15 protein-coding genes and 1 pseudogene are annotated in these 14,535 nt (G+C 38.2%); 6 read left to right on the forward strand and 10 right to left on the reverse strand.

From position 1 onward, the window contains the following. Positions 1-19: 19 nt before the first annotated feature. The 4 genes from qoxA to MMB68_RS07920 all read right to left on the reverse strand — a co-directional run bounded on the left by qoxA (position 20) and on the right by MMB68_RS07920 (position 3,405). Positions 20-973, reverse strand: a complete 954-nt coding sequence (gene qoxA / locus MMB68_RS07905) for a cytochrome aa3 quinol oxidase subunit II (RefSeq protein WP_013057827.1) — start codon at positions 971-973, stop codon at positions 20-22. Between the two features lie 565 nt (positions 974-1,538). Next, the gene (locus tag MMB68_RS07910; protein ID WP_025751110.1) at positions 1,539-2,117 is read right to left on the reverse strand and encodes a hypothetical protein; all 579 of its coding nucleotides are present in this window, start codon (positions 2,115-2,117) and stop codon (positions 1,539-1,541) included. A gap of 308 nt (positions 2,118-2,425) precedes the next feature. Beyond that, a complete protein-coding gene (locus MMB68_RS07915) occupies positions 2,426-2,773 on the reverse strand; it encodes a rhodanese-like domain-containing protein (RefSeq protein ID WP_221784230.1) in 348 nt (115 codons plus the stop codon). A 479-nt stretch (positions 2,774-3,252) separates the two neighbouring features. Beyond that, a complete protein-coding gene (locus MMB68_RS07920) occupies positions 3,253-3,405 on the reverse strand; it encodes a hypothetical protein (protein WP_221784228.1) in 153 nt (50 codons plus the stop codon). Between the two features lie 505 nt (positions 3,406-3,910). Between MMB68_RS07920 and MMB68_RS07925 the strand changes: the two genes are divergently transcribed. The 6 genes and pseudogenes from MMB68_RS07925 (at position 3,911) to MMB68_RS07950 (ending at position 9,395) form a co-directional block, all read left to right on the forward strand. Continuing rightward, the gene (locus MMB68_RS07925; protein ID WP_277548521.1) at positions 3,911-4,342 is read left to right on the forward strand and encodes a PAS domain-containing protein; all 432 of its coding nucleotides are present in this window, start codon (positions 3,911-3,913) and stop codon (positions 4,340-4,342) included. Between the two features lie 298 nt (positions 4,343-4,640). Beyond that, on the forward strand, positions 4,641-5,000 hold the full coding sequence (locus tag MMB68_RS07930; RefSeq protein ID WP_013057833.1) for an ArsR/SmtB family transcription factor: 360 nt from the start codon (positions 4,641-4,643) through the stop codon (positions 4,998-5,000). Between the two features lie 31 nt (positions 5,001-5,031). Continuing rightward, entirely contained in the window at positions 5,032-7,590 is a 2,559-nt protein-coding gene (locus MMB68_RS07935; RefSeq protein ID WP_277548522.1) for a heavy metal translocating P-type ATPase, read from the forward strand. 58 nt (positions 7,591-7,648) lie between these two features. Next, a pseudogene (locus tag MMB68_RS07940) lies at positions 7,649-8,268 on the forward strand (class I SAM-dependent methyltransferase). 84 nt (positions 8,269-8,352) lie between these two features. Continuing rightward, positions 8,353-8,859, forward strand: a complete 507-nt coding sequence (locus tag MMB68_RS07945) for a PCYCGC motif-containing (lipo)protein (protein ID WP_277447584.1) — start codon at positions 8,353-8,355, stop codon at positions 8,857-8,859. Positions 8,860-9,077: 218 nt separating this feature from the next. Then, a complete protein-coding gene (locus MMB68_RS07950) occupies positions 9,078-9,395 on the forward strand; it encodes a DUF3243 domain-containing protein (RefSeq protein ID WP_013083905.1) in 318 nt (105 codons plus the stop codon). Between the two features lie 47 nt (positions 9,396-9,442). Here MMB68_RS07950 and MMB68_RS07955 read toward each other — a convergent pair whose 3' ends face one another. The 6 genes from MMB68_RS07955 to MMB68_RS07980 all read right to left on the reverse strand — a co-directional run bounded on the left by MMB68_RS07955 (position 9,443) and on the right by MMB68_RS07980 (position 14,436). Continuing rightward, positions 9,443-10,288 carry an N-acetylmuramoyl-L-alanine amidase family protein gene (locus MMB68_RS07955; RefSeq protein WP_221784220.1) on the reverse strand — a complete coding sequence of 282 codons (846 nt, stop codon included), beginning with the start codon at positions 10,286-10,288 and terminating at the stop codon, positions 9,443-9,445. Positions 10,289-10,507: 219 nt separating this feature from the next. Then, positions 10,508-10,666, reverse strand: a complete 159-nt coding sequence (locus MMB68_RS07960) for a hypothetical protein (protein WP_221784366.1) — start codon at positions 10,664-10,666, stop codon at positions 10,508-10,510. Positions 10,667-10,795: 129 nt separating this feature from the next. Next, positions 10,796-11,419: a LysE family translocator gene (locus MMB68_RS07965; RefSeq protein WP_013057840.1), complete on the reverse strand. Its 624-nt coding sequence runs from the start codon at positions 11,417-11,419 to the stop codon at positions 10,796-10,798. Positions 11,420-11,534: 115 nt separating this feature from the next. Then, on the reverse strand, positions 11,535-11,714 hold the full coding sequence (locus MMB68_RS07970) for a hypothetical protein (protein WP_277548523.1): 180 nt from the start codon (positions 11,712-11,714) through the stop codon (positions 11,535-11,537). A gap of 137 nt (positions 11,715-11,851) precedes the next feature. Further along, positions 11,852-13,495, reverse strand: a complete 1,644-nt coding sequence (locus MMB68_RS07975; RefSeq protein ID WP_277548524.1) for an APC family permease — start codon at positions 13,493-13,495, stop codon at positions 11,852-11,854. A 383-nt stretch (positions 13,496-13,878) separates the two neighbouring features. Beyond that, positions 13,879-14,436 carry a thioredoxin family protein gene (locus tag MMB68_RS07980; protein ID WP_277548525.1) on the reverse strand — a complete coding sequence of 186 codons (558 nt, stop codon included), beginning with the start codon at positions 14,434-14,436 and terminating at the stop codon, positions 13,879-13,881. Between the last annotated feature and the right edge of the window lie 99 nt (positions 14,437-14,535).

Below are 14,535 nucleotides of genomic sequence, written 5' to 3' on the forward strand. Positions count from 1 at the left end.
TTAGTGTAATAAATGAATGTTATTCATGATTTGAGTGATCCATGTTTTCCATTTCTTCATTACTCGTTTTTTCGTCTTCTTTCATCTTGCTGTGATCATGTCCTGTACCACGTTCTAGCTCTTTGCCAGGAATGTATACATCTTTTGCATGGTCAATCCATTTTAAATGTGTACCGTTGTAAGTTTGACGACCAACAACGCCCGGGCTTAGGATTTGATCATATTTCTTTTCAGTCAATTTACCAGCTGTGCCTTTTACGTCACTAACCCACTCTTTGAAGTCTTTGTCCGTTTGAGCTTGAACTTCGAACTGCATTTGAGTGAAATGTTCACCAGAGAAGTTAGCACTACGTCCCATATAAGAACCAGGTTTATCAGCTTCTAAGTATAATGGCATTGACATGTTGTTCATCGAATATTTTTGTCCGCCAAGTTCTGGTACCCAGAATGAGTTCATAGGCCCTTGAGCTGTTAACTCAAATTTCACTGGCGTATCCGCTGGAATGTTTACGTAGTTAACCGTCTCGATATTTTGTTCCGGATAACTGAAAATCCATTTCCAGTTTGCAGATGTAACGTGAATCACGATTGGATCTTTATCCTTTGATTCTGCCGGTACTTCTTCTGCAGAATAGATCGCTTTAACAGTTGGCACTGCTAATAGAATTAAGATGATGATTGGGAATGCTGTCCAAATAACCTCCATCTTTAAGTTACCTTCTTGCTCAGGTGGCTCATAGTCCATGTTTTCAGGTTTTTCACGATATTTGACAAGAACAAATATAAAAATAGCAAATACGACAACAACCACGATCAACATCATCCACATAGACCAAATGATTAAATCAGATTGCGTTTTTGCAACAGGACCTTGCGGGTTCAATACAGCAAGCTTTGAACAACCGCTCAAAAATACTAGTGAAAGCGCAGATAGTAAACCTACTAGCTTCCAAAATCCTTTTTTTGGTTTCACTTAAAACTCTCCTTTCTAACAACACATGATGCGAAGCCTATATTGATGAACATTCAAAATGCGCTATCTTTCGCTAGATAACGACATTTTTATACAGACTCTCTTCCCCCTTATTTGTAGGCCACTACTATTGTAATACAAAATGACATTTTTTTCGTCCCTTTTGCTTTATTTTTTTATATTAAAAATATTCTAATATAGTGACTGTACCAATGGGGTTAGAGTGCTTCAACCTTGCGATATTCTATCACATAATTTGGTATGAATAAATGTAAATAAAAGGATTCAGCTCCCATTTCTTAACTATTTCTTTAGGAATAACTGCAAAATTAGCTTTGTATGTTTGCTTCAACATTGATATATCAATACACATCGACATAATTGAATATTTTGTGACAAATTTTCAAAGAAAATGTGACGCCTTGTATGAAACTTATTTTGCCCGTTAATTCCCCTTTACTTTGTAGCAAATATTTGATTTTTTTGCTTAAAATTCTTTCTTTCGAAAATATGAACAAAACGTGAATTTTTTTAAAAAGCTTTTATTATAGAAAAAAGCTGCGTGTTATTCACGCAGCTCTTGATCCATAAATTCTTTAACCGTGATATCATCCCCTGCTTTATCTAGCAGCGTTGTCGTTGCTGGAAACGGATGTTTAATATGACTCGGTATCTTTTCATACAGCACAAAATAATCACTTTTTGGAACCGCGGCATCAATTGTATATGTATCGTGCACCAAAGCCGCCTTTACTCGCTCAATTTGTTTACTTCTATTTGTTCCGGTAAACAGCGCATATGTCCCTTTATTTGTATGGATATCATCATAATCCACTAAATTGCTCATTTTGGTACTGACTTCAATACGCAGGCGTTTGTTCCATCCTTGCTTCAATACGGCCATTCCTTCTTTATCACCAGGTATGGAGAATAAGGCTATGTATGTATTAGAGTGATCAACCCGTTTAAAATCTTGCAGCGTAATCTTTGCAGAACCATCAATACTTTCTTTATGCTCCCAATTTCGCAAATGCTGCTGCACACTTGCAGCATTGTTTTCAATCGGATATCGAATCATCTCATACGCAACAATTACAACCGCTATACAAATGAACAGAAATAGCAACCGCTTTATCTTTCGCACATCTATTCACCTTCCTTAGCTTACTCCCCTTTTATGTAATTGCCTAAATTATAACTTCCTATTAAACCTCTGTCTATGCACTAGGAGAACTACGTTTTTTTTTACCACAAAAGGGATTTTTCAAACCTTTTGTCATAAAAATACGCTAAAAGACTCAGTAGCTGTTGAACCAAAAGAAACCGGTCCCTGCCCCTCTTCTTATCTTCATAACAAAAAAAGATACCCATTTTGACACAGGTATCTTTTAGCTTATATATCACAGCTTTCCAAAAGGAAACCCTATAAAGGGTCATTTGCTGTTCTTTTTATTACACACATCTTTCCGCACACATGTATCCCTTGACCTGATACCCATGTTTTTTGAGCTGCCGAATGCTTAAATTTCGGGAAATGCTGTCAGGAACAATTACGACCACTTCTTTATATGGAATTTCCTCATGCTGTCTCTCTAAATAAGGAAGCGGAATATGAATTGCTTTTTGACAGGGGTTTTGTTTCATTTCATGAAAATGACGAACATCTACATACGAAACCGTTGTAGAAGCACAGTCGACGGTCGTCACTTTCTTTATTCCCTGCACCGGCACATAGCGTTTATAAAAACTGTAACAAATTAATAAAAGTAAAATACCTATGCTCATATATAGTATCGCCATGTTTTCCTCCCAATTAATTTCTATACCCCTGTATGTATACTATATTCAAAAGAAAGAATCAACACAGAAGCACTCTATCTCATTTCTCTCTGTAAGAAAAATGGTCTTTTTACACTTTATTATGAAACCACAATAAAGTGACGAAATCAATCATTATTTATTTTGATTTTTCGAAAGATTTAAATACTAGTAAACAGATCGTTTTTTCTTATTATAATGAAGAAACGCAAAATTTTTATTTTCATTTCCCCTTTTCTTTCCCGTTAAAACTGCGGTTCGCTTATGAGTAATATAGTAGAACCAATGTTGCAAGAACGTTAGAAAAATGATCCTAAAAATGAACGATGCGAGATAGGATAGTATGAACACGTGAAGCGAGAGACTATATTGTGATTGGCTCAGAAAAATACGAGTTAACTTAAAAATGCGCTATACACAAAAAAGGAAAGCTTCGGAAACGAAAGCTTTCCTTTCTTAGATTAATCTCCATCAAGGTTTGCCCGACAATTGTTATGAGACAAAGAGGTACTTTGTGCTTCATGCTGGTTTTTCTCACCCTGCATTGTCATATCATCTTTTTCCGTTCTCCCTTTAGCGATGTGTTTAGTTTTATTTCCTTGGTTTAATGTCATGTTCATTCCCCTTTCTGGTGGATATAGTGTATGAAAATAACTCACACGCCATAAGAGGAAATGATATGAAAAAGCCACTCTTAAATTGAGTGAGCTTTCTGCCTAAAACTGCTTTTTCTTTTATTGCTGAATCCGCATGAAAGGATATTCTCTATTTTAAACGTTCGTTTCTCGTTCCTTAGTAAGCACCAAGCTTTTACGCTCTGAGGATAAATTTTATACACAATAATAAATCGCTGGGTCAAACATCCTTTATCGTCCATATAAATAATTTCAACAGGTCGTTTTGAAGAGTAGCTTTCTTGAAGTAGCTGTCGCATAGAATTCGCTCCTTTAATTTTTAGTTTACCGAACTTATGTTCTTTTTTTCAAGTGTTTTAAACTGAATAATTCTTTAGCTTTTACAGCTTAAAACGGGGAAAAGCATGGGGAAAATAATAAAAATCATACAAATATTAGGTAATTGTGATATGGTAAAAGGGATTACTTAAGTTGGGAGAGGTGCATGATGGAAAGTAACATACTTAAATGGATCCCCGTTCCTTACTTTCAATTAAATCAAGAAGGTGAAATCCTTCATTTTTCTAGTCAAGCACATTCTTATTTTTCTTCAGTCTCCAGTCTGTGGAGCATTATTCATAAAGACGACCGGAAACAAGCAATGTGGATGCTGTCACAGCACTCCTTATCTAACCCCATCATCAGGCATTTGCGTTTGAGAACGACCGATGATACATTTGCGAATTTTAAATGCACGATTCATTGGAAAAATGGTGTAGGGCATTTAGTATGTACCGAAAAGAAGAATGTCAAGGATCCGTTAGATGTTGTATTATCTGCTCAATCCTATTTAGAAAACTCGGACAAACGATTAAAAGAGTCGGACAAGGTGTTAAATAATTCAGCAGATTTATTATTTAACCGATTAAAACGCTAATTAAGTAAACAAAGTCTAAGCTGTATTCCATTATTTCTATCATTTTTAAAATCATTAAAAGGCTACCTACAGGGGTGGCTTTTTGTTTTGGCCTCATGTAAAGTCATTCTCTTTTCGCCCGCACCATTTAGTACAGAGTACATACACTAATAGGCATACTTTCCATATTTATTCTTCCTATATTTATGTTTTGCTCAGAAAAAAATTCCGAATAATCAATAAATGTTTGAACATTTTTCAAAATTGACATATATTATAAACAAACAATCATTTGAATGTTTGAATGAAGGAGGAAATTATGCCAAAAGACCGCTGTGATATTTATTGTTTTAATGAAGAAAAAGTGAATCGTATTAAGCCTGCTATCGATGCCGAAGCTGTTCAAGGTGTTTCTGCCCTGTTCAAAGCGTTAGGAGATGAAACGAGGCTTAAAATCGTCTTGGCTCTGTATAAAGGCGAGGAATTATGTGTATGTGACGTAGCCAATATTGTAGGCTCTACAGTTGCGACTGCTTCTCATCACTTAAGACTGCTGCGTAATATAGGAATTGCCAATTATCGCAAAGAAGGAAAGTTAGCTTTTTATTCTTTAAGAGATGCACATATTAAACAAGTAATTGATATCATGTTTGCTAAAAAAGAAGACGTAACTATTTAAGTTTTTCTTACCGTATAGGGAGTGGGACACAATGAAACACGAAGATAAAAAAAATCATCAGCATACCGGAAACTGCTGCAGCGGATCTTCTTCACCAGAAATTGAAAGCAAGACCTGCTGCTCCTCTTCTTCAGAAGCCGCATCTACTGAAGAGCCTTCTTCTTGCGGCACAAAGAGTCATGAACACAGTCACAGCTCCTGTTCAGATACGATTGCGTTAACGACCGATAAAAGCCAGCATTCCTGCTGCGGAGACCATGATATAGCAACAGGCGGCAACATAGAAGAAACGGCTGAATACCGCGTGTATGGAATGGATTGCCCTTCCTGTGCTGCTACCATTGAAAAAAGTTTAAAAACGTTAAACGATATTCAACATGTAGCAATCAACTACAATACAGGAAAGCTTCAAGTGGCGGCAACAAGCGAGTCAGCTCTGTCACTCATTCCAAACTCTGTGGAAAGACTGGGGTTTAGTATTGAGCCTATTCAATCAAACAAGAAAATGAAAACGTATTTGATTGAAGGAATGGACTGTGCAGCTTGTGCGAACACGATTGTGAATCATTTAAAAACAGTTCCTGCTGTCAAAGACGTACGCGTTAACTTTTCAACGGGAAAAGCACAAATTGAGCACGATAACGAAGCGGATGACATTATTAAAGAAGTATCTAAAGCTGGGTATACCGCTACTTTAATAACCAGCAGCAGGCAGCCTGCTGAATCTAGGCATCATAAAGGCCAAAACGGACCGATTGTTTTTTCGGGTATTCTCATCGCCTTAGGTTTTATCGGTTCTCATACAGGAATTGCTTCTTATATGACAACTGTACTGTACGCTATTGCTATGATTGTTAGCGGATATAAGCCGGCTAAAAGTGCTTATTACGGAATTAAAAGCCGTTCTTTAGACATGAATGTTTTAATGACCGTTGCAGCACTTGGAGCAGCTGTTATTGGTGAATGGCTTGAAGGTGCTACGGTCGTTTGGCTATTTGCTTTAGGCGTTGCTCTGCAAACAAGGTCGATTGAACAAACAAGAAACTCAATACGAGGTTTGATGGATTTAGCTCCTTCTGAAGCATGGGTGAAAGAAAATGGCCAGCTGATTAAAAAAGCAGCGGAAGATATTTCAATCGGTACTACGATTGTCGTAAAGCCAGGAGATCGAATTCCGCTAGATGGTGAAATTACAAACGGCGAATCCAGTATCAACCAAGCTCCTATTACAGGTGAATCTATTCCAGTTGATAAAGTAATCGGTGATGCTGTTTATGCAGGCACCATTAACGAAAGCGGATCGTTAGAAATTAAGGTAACAAAGCTAGTCGAAGATACGACGATTTCTAAAATTATTCATTTAGTGGAAGAAGCACAGGAGAAAAAAGCGCCTACTCAAGCATTTGTTGATAAATTTGCAACCATTTACACGCCTATCGTCTTTATTTTAGCTTTATTCATTATGGTCATCCCTCCCCTGTTTGATGGTGCATGGAGTGAGTGGTTTTACAAGGGGCTTGAATTATTAGTTGTGGCTTGTCCATGTGCGCTAGTCATTTCTACTCCTGTCGCTATTGTATCTGCGATTGGAAACGCGGCGAAAAATGGCGTGCTCATTAAAGGCGGGACGTTCTTAGAAAAAGCGGGTGCAATCAATGCGATTGCTTTTGATAAAACAGGAACACTGACAGAAGGCAAACCAGCCGTTTCAGAGGTTGTTTCCCTTGCTACTGAAGAAAATCAGCTTTTAGCAATAACAAAAACGCTTGAAGATTATTCGAATCACCCCATTGCCCGCGCTATCGTGGATTATGCAGCGGAGAAGAAAGTCGTTTCTTTACAAGGATCAAATTTTAAAATCCTTACAGGAAAAGGCGTGCAAGCAACAATTCAAGAAACGGTTTATTACGCAGGTAATGCAAAATTATTCTCAGATTTAGAAACACCTCTATCCCACTGCTGGTCTCATATTGAAAAGTTTCAAAACGAAGGCAAAACGATTATTATTGTCGGAACACCTAAAAGTGTTCTAGGCATTATTAGCGTAGCTGATACGATCAGACATACAACCGTATCTGCTTTAGAAAGCCTCAAACAAAACGGAATGCAGCAAATTGTGATGTTGACCGGTGATAACGAAGGAACAGCTAAAATGATTGCCTCTGAGTCTCGGGTAGACCGCTATTTCGCTGATTTGCTGCCTGAAGACAAAGTAAAAGCCATACAGCAGCTTCAACATGAAGGGTATCAAACCGCTATGGTTGGAGATGGAATTAATGACGCCCCTGCCCTCGCAACTGCTGATCTTGGCATTGCAATGGGCGGTGCTGGTACTGATACGGCCATGGAAACAGCTGATATTGTCCTGATGGCAGACAATTTAGAAAAGCTTCCTCATACGATGAAGCTAAGCCGCAAAGCGTTAGCTGTCATCAAACAAAACATTTGGTTTTCTATTATTGTTAAAGTCATCGCCTTAGCCTTTATCTTCCCAGGGTGGCTTACTCTATGGATTGCCGTCTTAAGCGATACAGGAGCAGCGCTACTTGTTATTTTAAACAGTCTTCGCTTACTCAAAATGAAAAATTAAATGTAATCCATAAGCTTTCCAGCAGGCCTTGGAAAGCTTATTTTCTAGGAGGGTTTACGTGAATAACCGCTGGAATCAATTTATTTATAAGTGTTGGGCTCCTTTTTATGATGCGTTTTTTAATAACGGGATGTTTTATCGAGCCAGAAAAAAGTCTTTCATGACGTCCACTTTTCATCTGAACAGCGCATTTTATTTGTAGGTGTTGGAACGGGGGCAGATTTAGCTTTTATTCCTCACGAAGTAAATGTAACAGCCATCGACTATTCCAGTGAAATGCTTCAAAAAGCAAAAGATAAATACAAAAATCGATCTATAACCTTCCACCAAATGGACGCTCAGCAGCTAACATTCGACTCTTTTTCGTTTGATGTAGTGGTAGCAAGCTTAATTCTTAGCGTAGTACCTGATGCAGAGCAAGCTTTAAAAGAAATGACAAGAGTAGTAAAGCCTAAGGGAACTATTCTGATTTTTGATAAATTTGAAACTAAAAAGAAATCAGCGGCTTTTCCTAAAAAAATATTCCGCCCTTTCGTAAAATTACTGGGAACGGATATTGGACTCTCTTTTGAACATGTGTTTGAAGCAAGCCGGGATCAGCTTATCTTGAAGGAAAATTCAAGCGTCATGTTGAAAGGTATGTATCGGAAAATTATTTTGCAGAAAGTTGATGAATAAATTCAAAGACGAATGATGCCTGTTTAACATGATGGGTCTACATATTATTGTCTAGCTTTAATTGAAGAAAGGATGAACATTTTGATGATGAAATCAAAGGTCATAACAGTTGTCCTTGCAGCGAGCATGGTCTCCGGCTGCGGAAACGAAAGTGAAGAAAGTTCAAGCAGCAAACGTACAGAAGCAACACAACATGAAGAACATCAGCAGCACACATTAGGTGATAAACGAGAAGAAACAAAAAATAGTGAAACTCTTCCCTCTTTTCTGAGTGACAAGCCCGAAGATATGCAGCTTATTTATGCAGCCGCTGCTAAGCATCAAACCTTACTTGAAAACATTCCTTGCTACTGCGGATGTGGAGAAGAAGCTAATCATCAAAACAACTACGACTGTTTTATTTTTGAAAACAAAGGAAACGGCGCAGTGACGTGGGATGATCACGGAACAAAATGCGGCGTCTGTTTAGAAATAGCCGCTCAAGCTGTAGTAGACTACAGCAAAGGCAAAAGCATCGAAGACATTCGTCAAGAAATCGACGATAAATATAAGGAAGGCTATGCCACGCCTACTCCTACGCCCGAAGTATGATGTTTCAGTATAAAAATCAGTAAAAGACTTTGATTTCTTTATTCAAAGTCTTTTTTGTCCTTTTATTATCGGTTGATAAAATCTTATTTGACCTCACCTTTTTAAGTCCTTCTAAAACGCCATAATATAAAAATAACACATTCGGACGTTTATTTACTGAACCCTCAGGGAATATGCTTTCTAACACCTAAATATAACCATGAGAGGAGAAAAAAACTATGAGTAATTCTGTAGAAACAAATCATTCAGCAAAAGTTGAAGGAGCAATTAATTCTATGAGCGAGGAGAAAAAAGAGGATATTCTCTCTAGCTTCGAAGGATTTAAAAGTTATCTAGGGGACAAGGTCTCAAAAGGTGAAAAGTTAGGGATGAATGAGGAACAGCTGGCTAAAACAGCTCAAAAAGTAGCTGATTACCTTGCTAAGCATGAAGAGCCGCGCAATCGAGAGGAAAACCTGCTTCACGAACTGTGGAAGGTTGGAGACAAAGAACAGCAGCATCACCTTGCCCATATGCTTGTAAGATTAGTTCAATAAATAAAAAAGATGACACGCTGCCGTGTCATCTTTTTTATTTACAGATATTAAACAGCGGGAATGATAATTTGCTGGCCAATTTGTAATTTTGCAGGATCTACGCCGGGGTTTGCATCCTGCAGCTGCTGAACGGTCATGCTATATTTTTTCGCAATGCTATAAAACGTATCTCCTGCTTGTACAGTATACGTAGTGACAGGAAGAACAATTTGCTGACCAATTTGCAGTTTTGCAGGATCTACGCCAGGATTTGCATCCTGCAGCTGCTGAACGGTGATATTATACTTCTTTGCAATGCTATAAAATGTATCTCCAGATTGAATGATATAGAATGTAACTCCATTAGAAGGTAAGTTTAAATACTTAGCAATTCCACGCGCATGCGCTTCTCCCACTTCCCGAAGAAACGTCGCGTTTTTTAATTTTTCAGCGTCGGCTGCCGTATCGATAAACAAGTTTTCTGTTAAAACAGCTGGCATATTTGTTTCACGCAGTACAGCGTAATTAGCCGTTTTTAAACCGCGATCTGCAATCGTCCCAAATTTGCGCATGGTTGGTAAAATCTCCGTGTGCAGCTCTTTTTGTAAAAGAGAAGATTGACTTCCCTCTTGTGATGGATACCGATACGTTTCGAATCCAGTACCTTCTCCAGCATTGATGTGCATAGAAACAAAAATATCCGCTCCCCATGCATTAGCCCGGTTCGCTCGATCTGATAATGAAACAAACACATCGGTTGAACGAGTTACTTGAACATCTACGGAATAGTTATGTTCTAAATACGCCCGCGCGTGTAGTACAAGCTGCAGCGTAATATCTTTTTCACGCAAATTATTTCCTAAAGCACCTGAATCTGTACCGCCGTGTCCTGCATCTAGCCATACTTTTTTCATATGAACCTTTCCTTTCAATCATAATATGAAAGAACTTGTGATTAACACTGGCTTTGCCTGATGTTTTATCTCTCATTCTATATATATATGTGATTGGACAAGAAGGGTTCGTCCCCTTAAAACATTCGAGAATATTCACTCAAAAAAGCAGGATTTTGCTAGGCACTGCTGTTTTAAAGCACAAAATAAAGACGGCTAAATGAGCTAGCGTGAATCTCGTTACACCGCTGTTGATTTCCGTGCAAGACTTCGCTTTCCGCGGGCGGCCGGGGTGCCCCCTCGTCGCTTGCGATTCTGCGGGGTCTTACCTATTCCGCTTTTCGCGCAGGAGCCTTCGCCTTGCCCTCCAATCACCCAGCTAAAAGCGACTATATACATGAAACCTGCTTTTACCATAAACATAAAAAATCCGAACGAACTAGATTTATCGTTCGGATCTCCCTTTAACTAACCTATGTCCACGCCTTTTAATAGAGATAAAAAGCAGGTTCGCCATCTTATCTTCTGCTATTTCTCACTAAAAGCGATTTTCAAGCCAATAAGCGTAAAGATAGAGCCTTGCACGAGATTAAGCCGCTTAGACAGCGCTGGAGATTTCCGCAAAAACTCCCCTACTTTCCCTGCAAATAGACTAATTAACGTAAAAATAATCAGCGCTTGAACTAAAAATACAGCTCCATAAACAAGCATTTGCTGTGTGGCGTGTCCGGTTGAATGATTAACAAACTGAGGTAAAAGAGCAAGAAAAAAGAGCGAAACTTTTGGATTTAGGAGATTCATAATCACTCCTTTTTTATATAGCACCTTGTACTCAACAGCTTCTTTGTTTTCAACAGCGAGAGCGGAATCTTTTGCTGTAAACGTCTTATAAGCCAGATATAATAAATAAGCTGCTCCAGCGTATTTTACAATAGCAAACGCTAAAGCCGATTGATAGATAACAGCCGATAGACCCAATGTTGCTGCAGCTATATGACCAAGCAAGCCCGTACAAAGCCCTAATGAAGTCGAGATTCCTGCATATCTACCGTTTGATATGCTTTGTGCTAAAACAAATAAGTTATCAGGTCCAGGCATAACCGTAAGCAAAGCGGCTACGCCTAAAAAAGAAGTGATTGATACGATATCCATAAGTCGTTCTCCCCCTGCATGATTTTGCCCACCATTATAGCATTTTTTACTATCTAGTATTCAAAAAAATAAAATTTATCCACAAAAGAAGAGGCTGGAACATAACTAAATCAATCTAATCTAAAAACAAACAAATTGGATACATGAGCTGGACTGCTTGTGACACCGCAGTTGATTTCTGTGCAAGGCTTCGCTTTCCGCGGGCGGCCGGTGAGCCTCCTCGTCTCTTGCACTCCTGCGGGGTCTCATCCCTTCCGCTTTTCCCGCAGGAGTCTTCGCTTTGTCCTCCAATCAACTGCTAGAACCAACTATACACATAAAATCTATATTCAACATAACAACAAAAAAATACGAACTACCAATCAAAAAATAATTAATAGTTCGCATTTGACTTCAACTGAAATACTTTTGTCCCAGCCTCATTTTTACTACTTATTTAATTTGTTTTTCTATGATCTGTTCTTTAGCTGAGGCTGTCTGTGCTTCCGCTGCTTTCATTTCATTATTAACATCGATTGCTTCTTTTAAATACTCGGTTTTGTATCCGCTTTTAAGTGCCCAAGCATAAAAGAAAAGTGCAACAATTGCAATAAGACCCATATCCCAGCCGTATTTAATAATATTAAGTCCCCCGAACTTTTCACTTCCTATCCAAGAGATTGTCATCATACATAATAAGTAGACAATCATCCAAACGCCGGCTCGGAAGTTTTGACCAAAGCCTTTCCATTTTGATTTTGCTTGGTAGTAAAAATAAATTGGTAACCCTATTAAAATAATAAATAATACCTGTCCAGTTAACGGCCATCTTGCCCAGTAAAGAGTAAGTGAAGCAAAGATGAAGCCAAGAGGCGCTATTACATTTAACCCTTTTATACGTAAAGGTCTATAAAGCTCGGTCCCCGTTTTTCTTAACGTCATAGCTGTGATAGGACCAGTAAGGTATGAAATTAACGTAGCTACAGAAATAATTTCGGCTAATATTCCCCAGCCTCTAAATAAAAATAAAAAGATGAATGAGACAAATAGATTAAAAAACATGGCTTGACGAGGAACTCCATAAAGCGGATGAACTCGTCCCAATATATTCGGCAAATATTTATTTTTTTCCATACCATAAATCATGCGTGACGTGGTAGCTGTATACGTAATACCTGTTCCTGATGGCGATACAAAAGCATCGGCATATAACACAATAACAAGCCAGTTAATATTTAACGCAATTGCTAGATCGGCAAACGGCGAATTAAAGTTAAGATGACTCCATCCTTTTACGATTTCTGAAGGATTTACCGCTCCAATAAACGCAATTTGAAGCAATACATAGATCACGGTTGCAATTAAAATTGAGCCTACTACTGCAATCGGAATAGAGCGACCCGGATTTTTTGCTTCTCCCGCCATATTAATAGGGCTTTGAAAACCGTTAAAAGCAAACACAATCCCAGACGTAGCAACAGCTGTCAAAACGCTTGCCCATCCATTTGGAGCAACGCCTCCTGCAGAGGAAAAGTTTCCGCCGTGAAACCCTGCGAATAAAAGAGCACCAATTGTAAGCCCTGGAATCACAATTTTAAAAACGGTAATAAGTGAATTAGCTTTCGAAAATAAGCCTACGGTCCAGTAATTTAAAAGAAAATAAATGATTAATAGTCCTGTAGCAATAGCTAAACCTTTTCCGGTAAGAATCCCGTTTTCTACTAAACTGGCTGTCCATTTCGCCCACTCCCAAGGCCATGAACTCATATACTGAACAGAAGCAACGGCTTCAACAGGAATAACCGATACGATTGCAATCCAGTTTGCCCAAGCCGCAATAAAGCCCAGAAATGAGCCGTGCGAGTACTGCGTATACTTAACCATACCTCCTGCTTCTGGAAACATTGATCCTAGTTCACTGTAAGAAAGAGCTATAAATAAAATAACAACCATTCCAATAATCCAAGAAGCAATTGCTGCGGGACCTGCAATTTGAGCAGCTCTCCATGCCCCAAACAGCCATCCTGATCCAATAATAGATCCAAGACCAACCATCATGAGAGAAAACGTTCCCATTTTTCTATGTAAGTTATTCATGTATCTAACACCTTTCTTCTATATATTCTGAGAAGTGAGTCGTTAAGCGCTTTCATTAAATTTTAAAAAATAAAATTCATTTTGATCTCTAAAATGCTGCTTAAAAGTACTAACCAAAAGCTTTTACATTTATTCACACGTCCCCTTTCTTCATTTATTATTTGTTATTATATCATCATCAAGTTAAAAAGTACGCGTTTCGAATAAAAAATATTTTTATTTTTAGAATTTTATGCGTTTTCCCAATTAAAAGTGCGCGTTTAGAACACTAACATTCATAAGGGCAGCCTTTTCATTAAAGTGATATATAAACGATTTTGTTGCAATAACCAGAAAAAAAAGCAAGATAAAATGAAGCGCTCATTTTACCTTGCTTTTTTAAGTTATTTCACAACAGCTAATACTGTTTCTTTAAAGCTGTTATAAACATACGACCACAGAGCCGGTTCCTCTTTATATCTTGTTCGTAACGAAGAAAAGACTTCTTTTTGCTTTTCTTCAAACGAAGGATCTTCTTTTGAAGGAAGTTCGGCGCGAAGCTCATCCACGATTTGCTGAACTTCGGGAGCACGGGGGCCCCACTTTCCAAGTAACGTACCTTCATTATTAAAAATTAAAATAATCGGAATAGCACGTCCTCTGTTTGTTAAGTGACGGTCAATTAATTCAGTGTCTGCATCTCGCAGTGCAACGCGCACATCAATACCGGCAGCTTCAGCTACTTTACGAATGATTGGGTTAATCATCATCGCATCTCCGCACCAATCTTCAGTAATCGCTAAGAAGTGAAGCTTGTGAGCCTTTAATTTGTCAGCCAGTCCATCTTTAGGAAGCTGAAATTGTTCATAAACAGCTAAACTTTCTTCTTTTAATGTACTCATGTCGTTCATATATGTTTGAATTGATTTTCCTTCTTCAAAATACTGCTGTTCTGTTTTCATCAAAATCCCTCTTTCTTTTTTGTATACGAATAGATGAGATGTAAAAATACGGTTTACTCTTTCCTATACGCACTACTAGTATAGCTTTTAAGCACAGCG

The sequence above is a fragment of the Priestia sp. Y58 genome, assembly GCF_029522095.1.
Classification (GTDB): domain Bacteria; phylum Bacillota; class Bacilli; order Bacillales; family Bacillaceae_H; genus Priestia; species Priestia megaterium_E.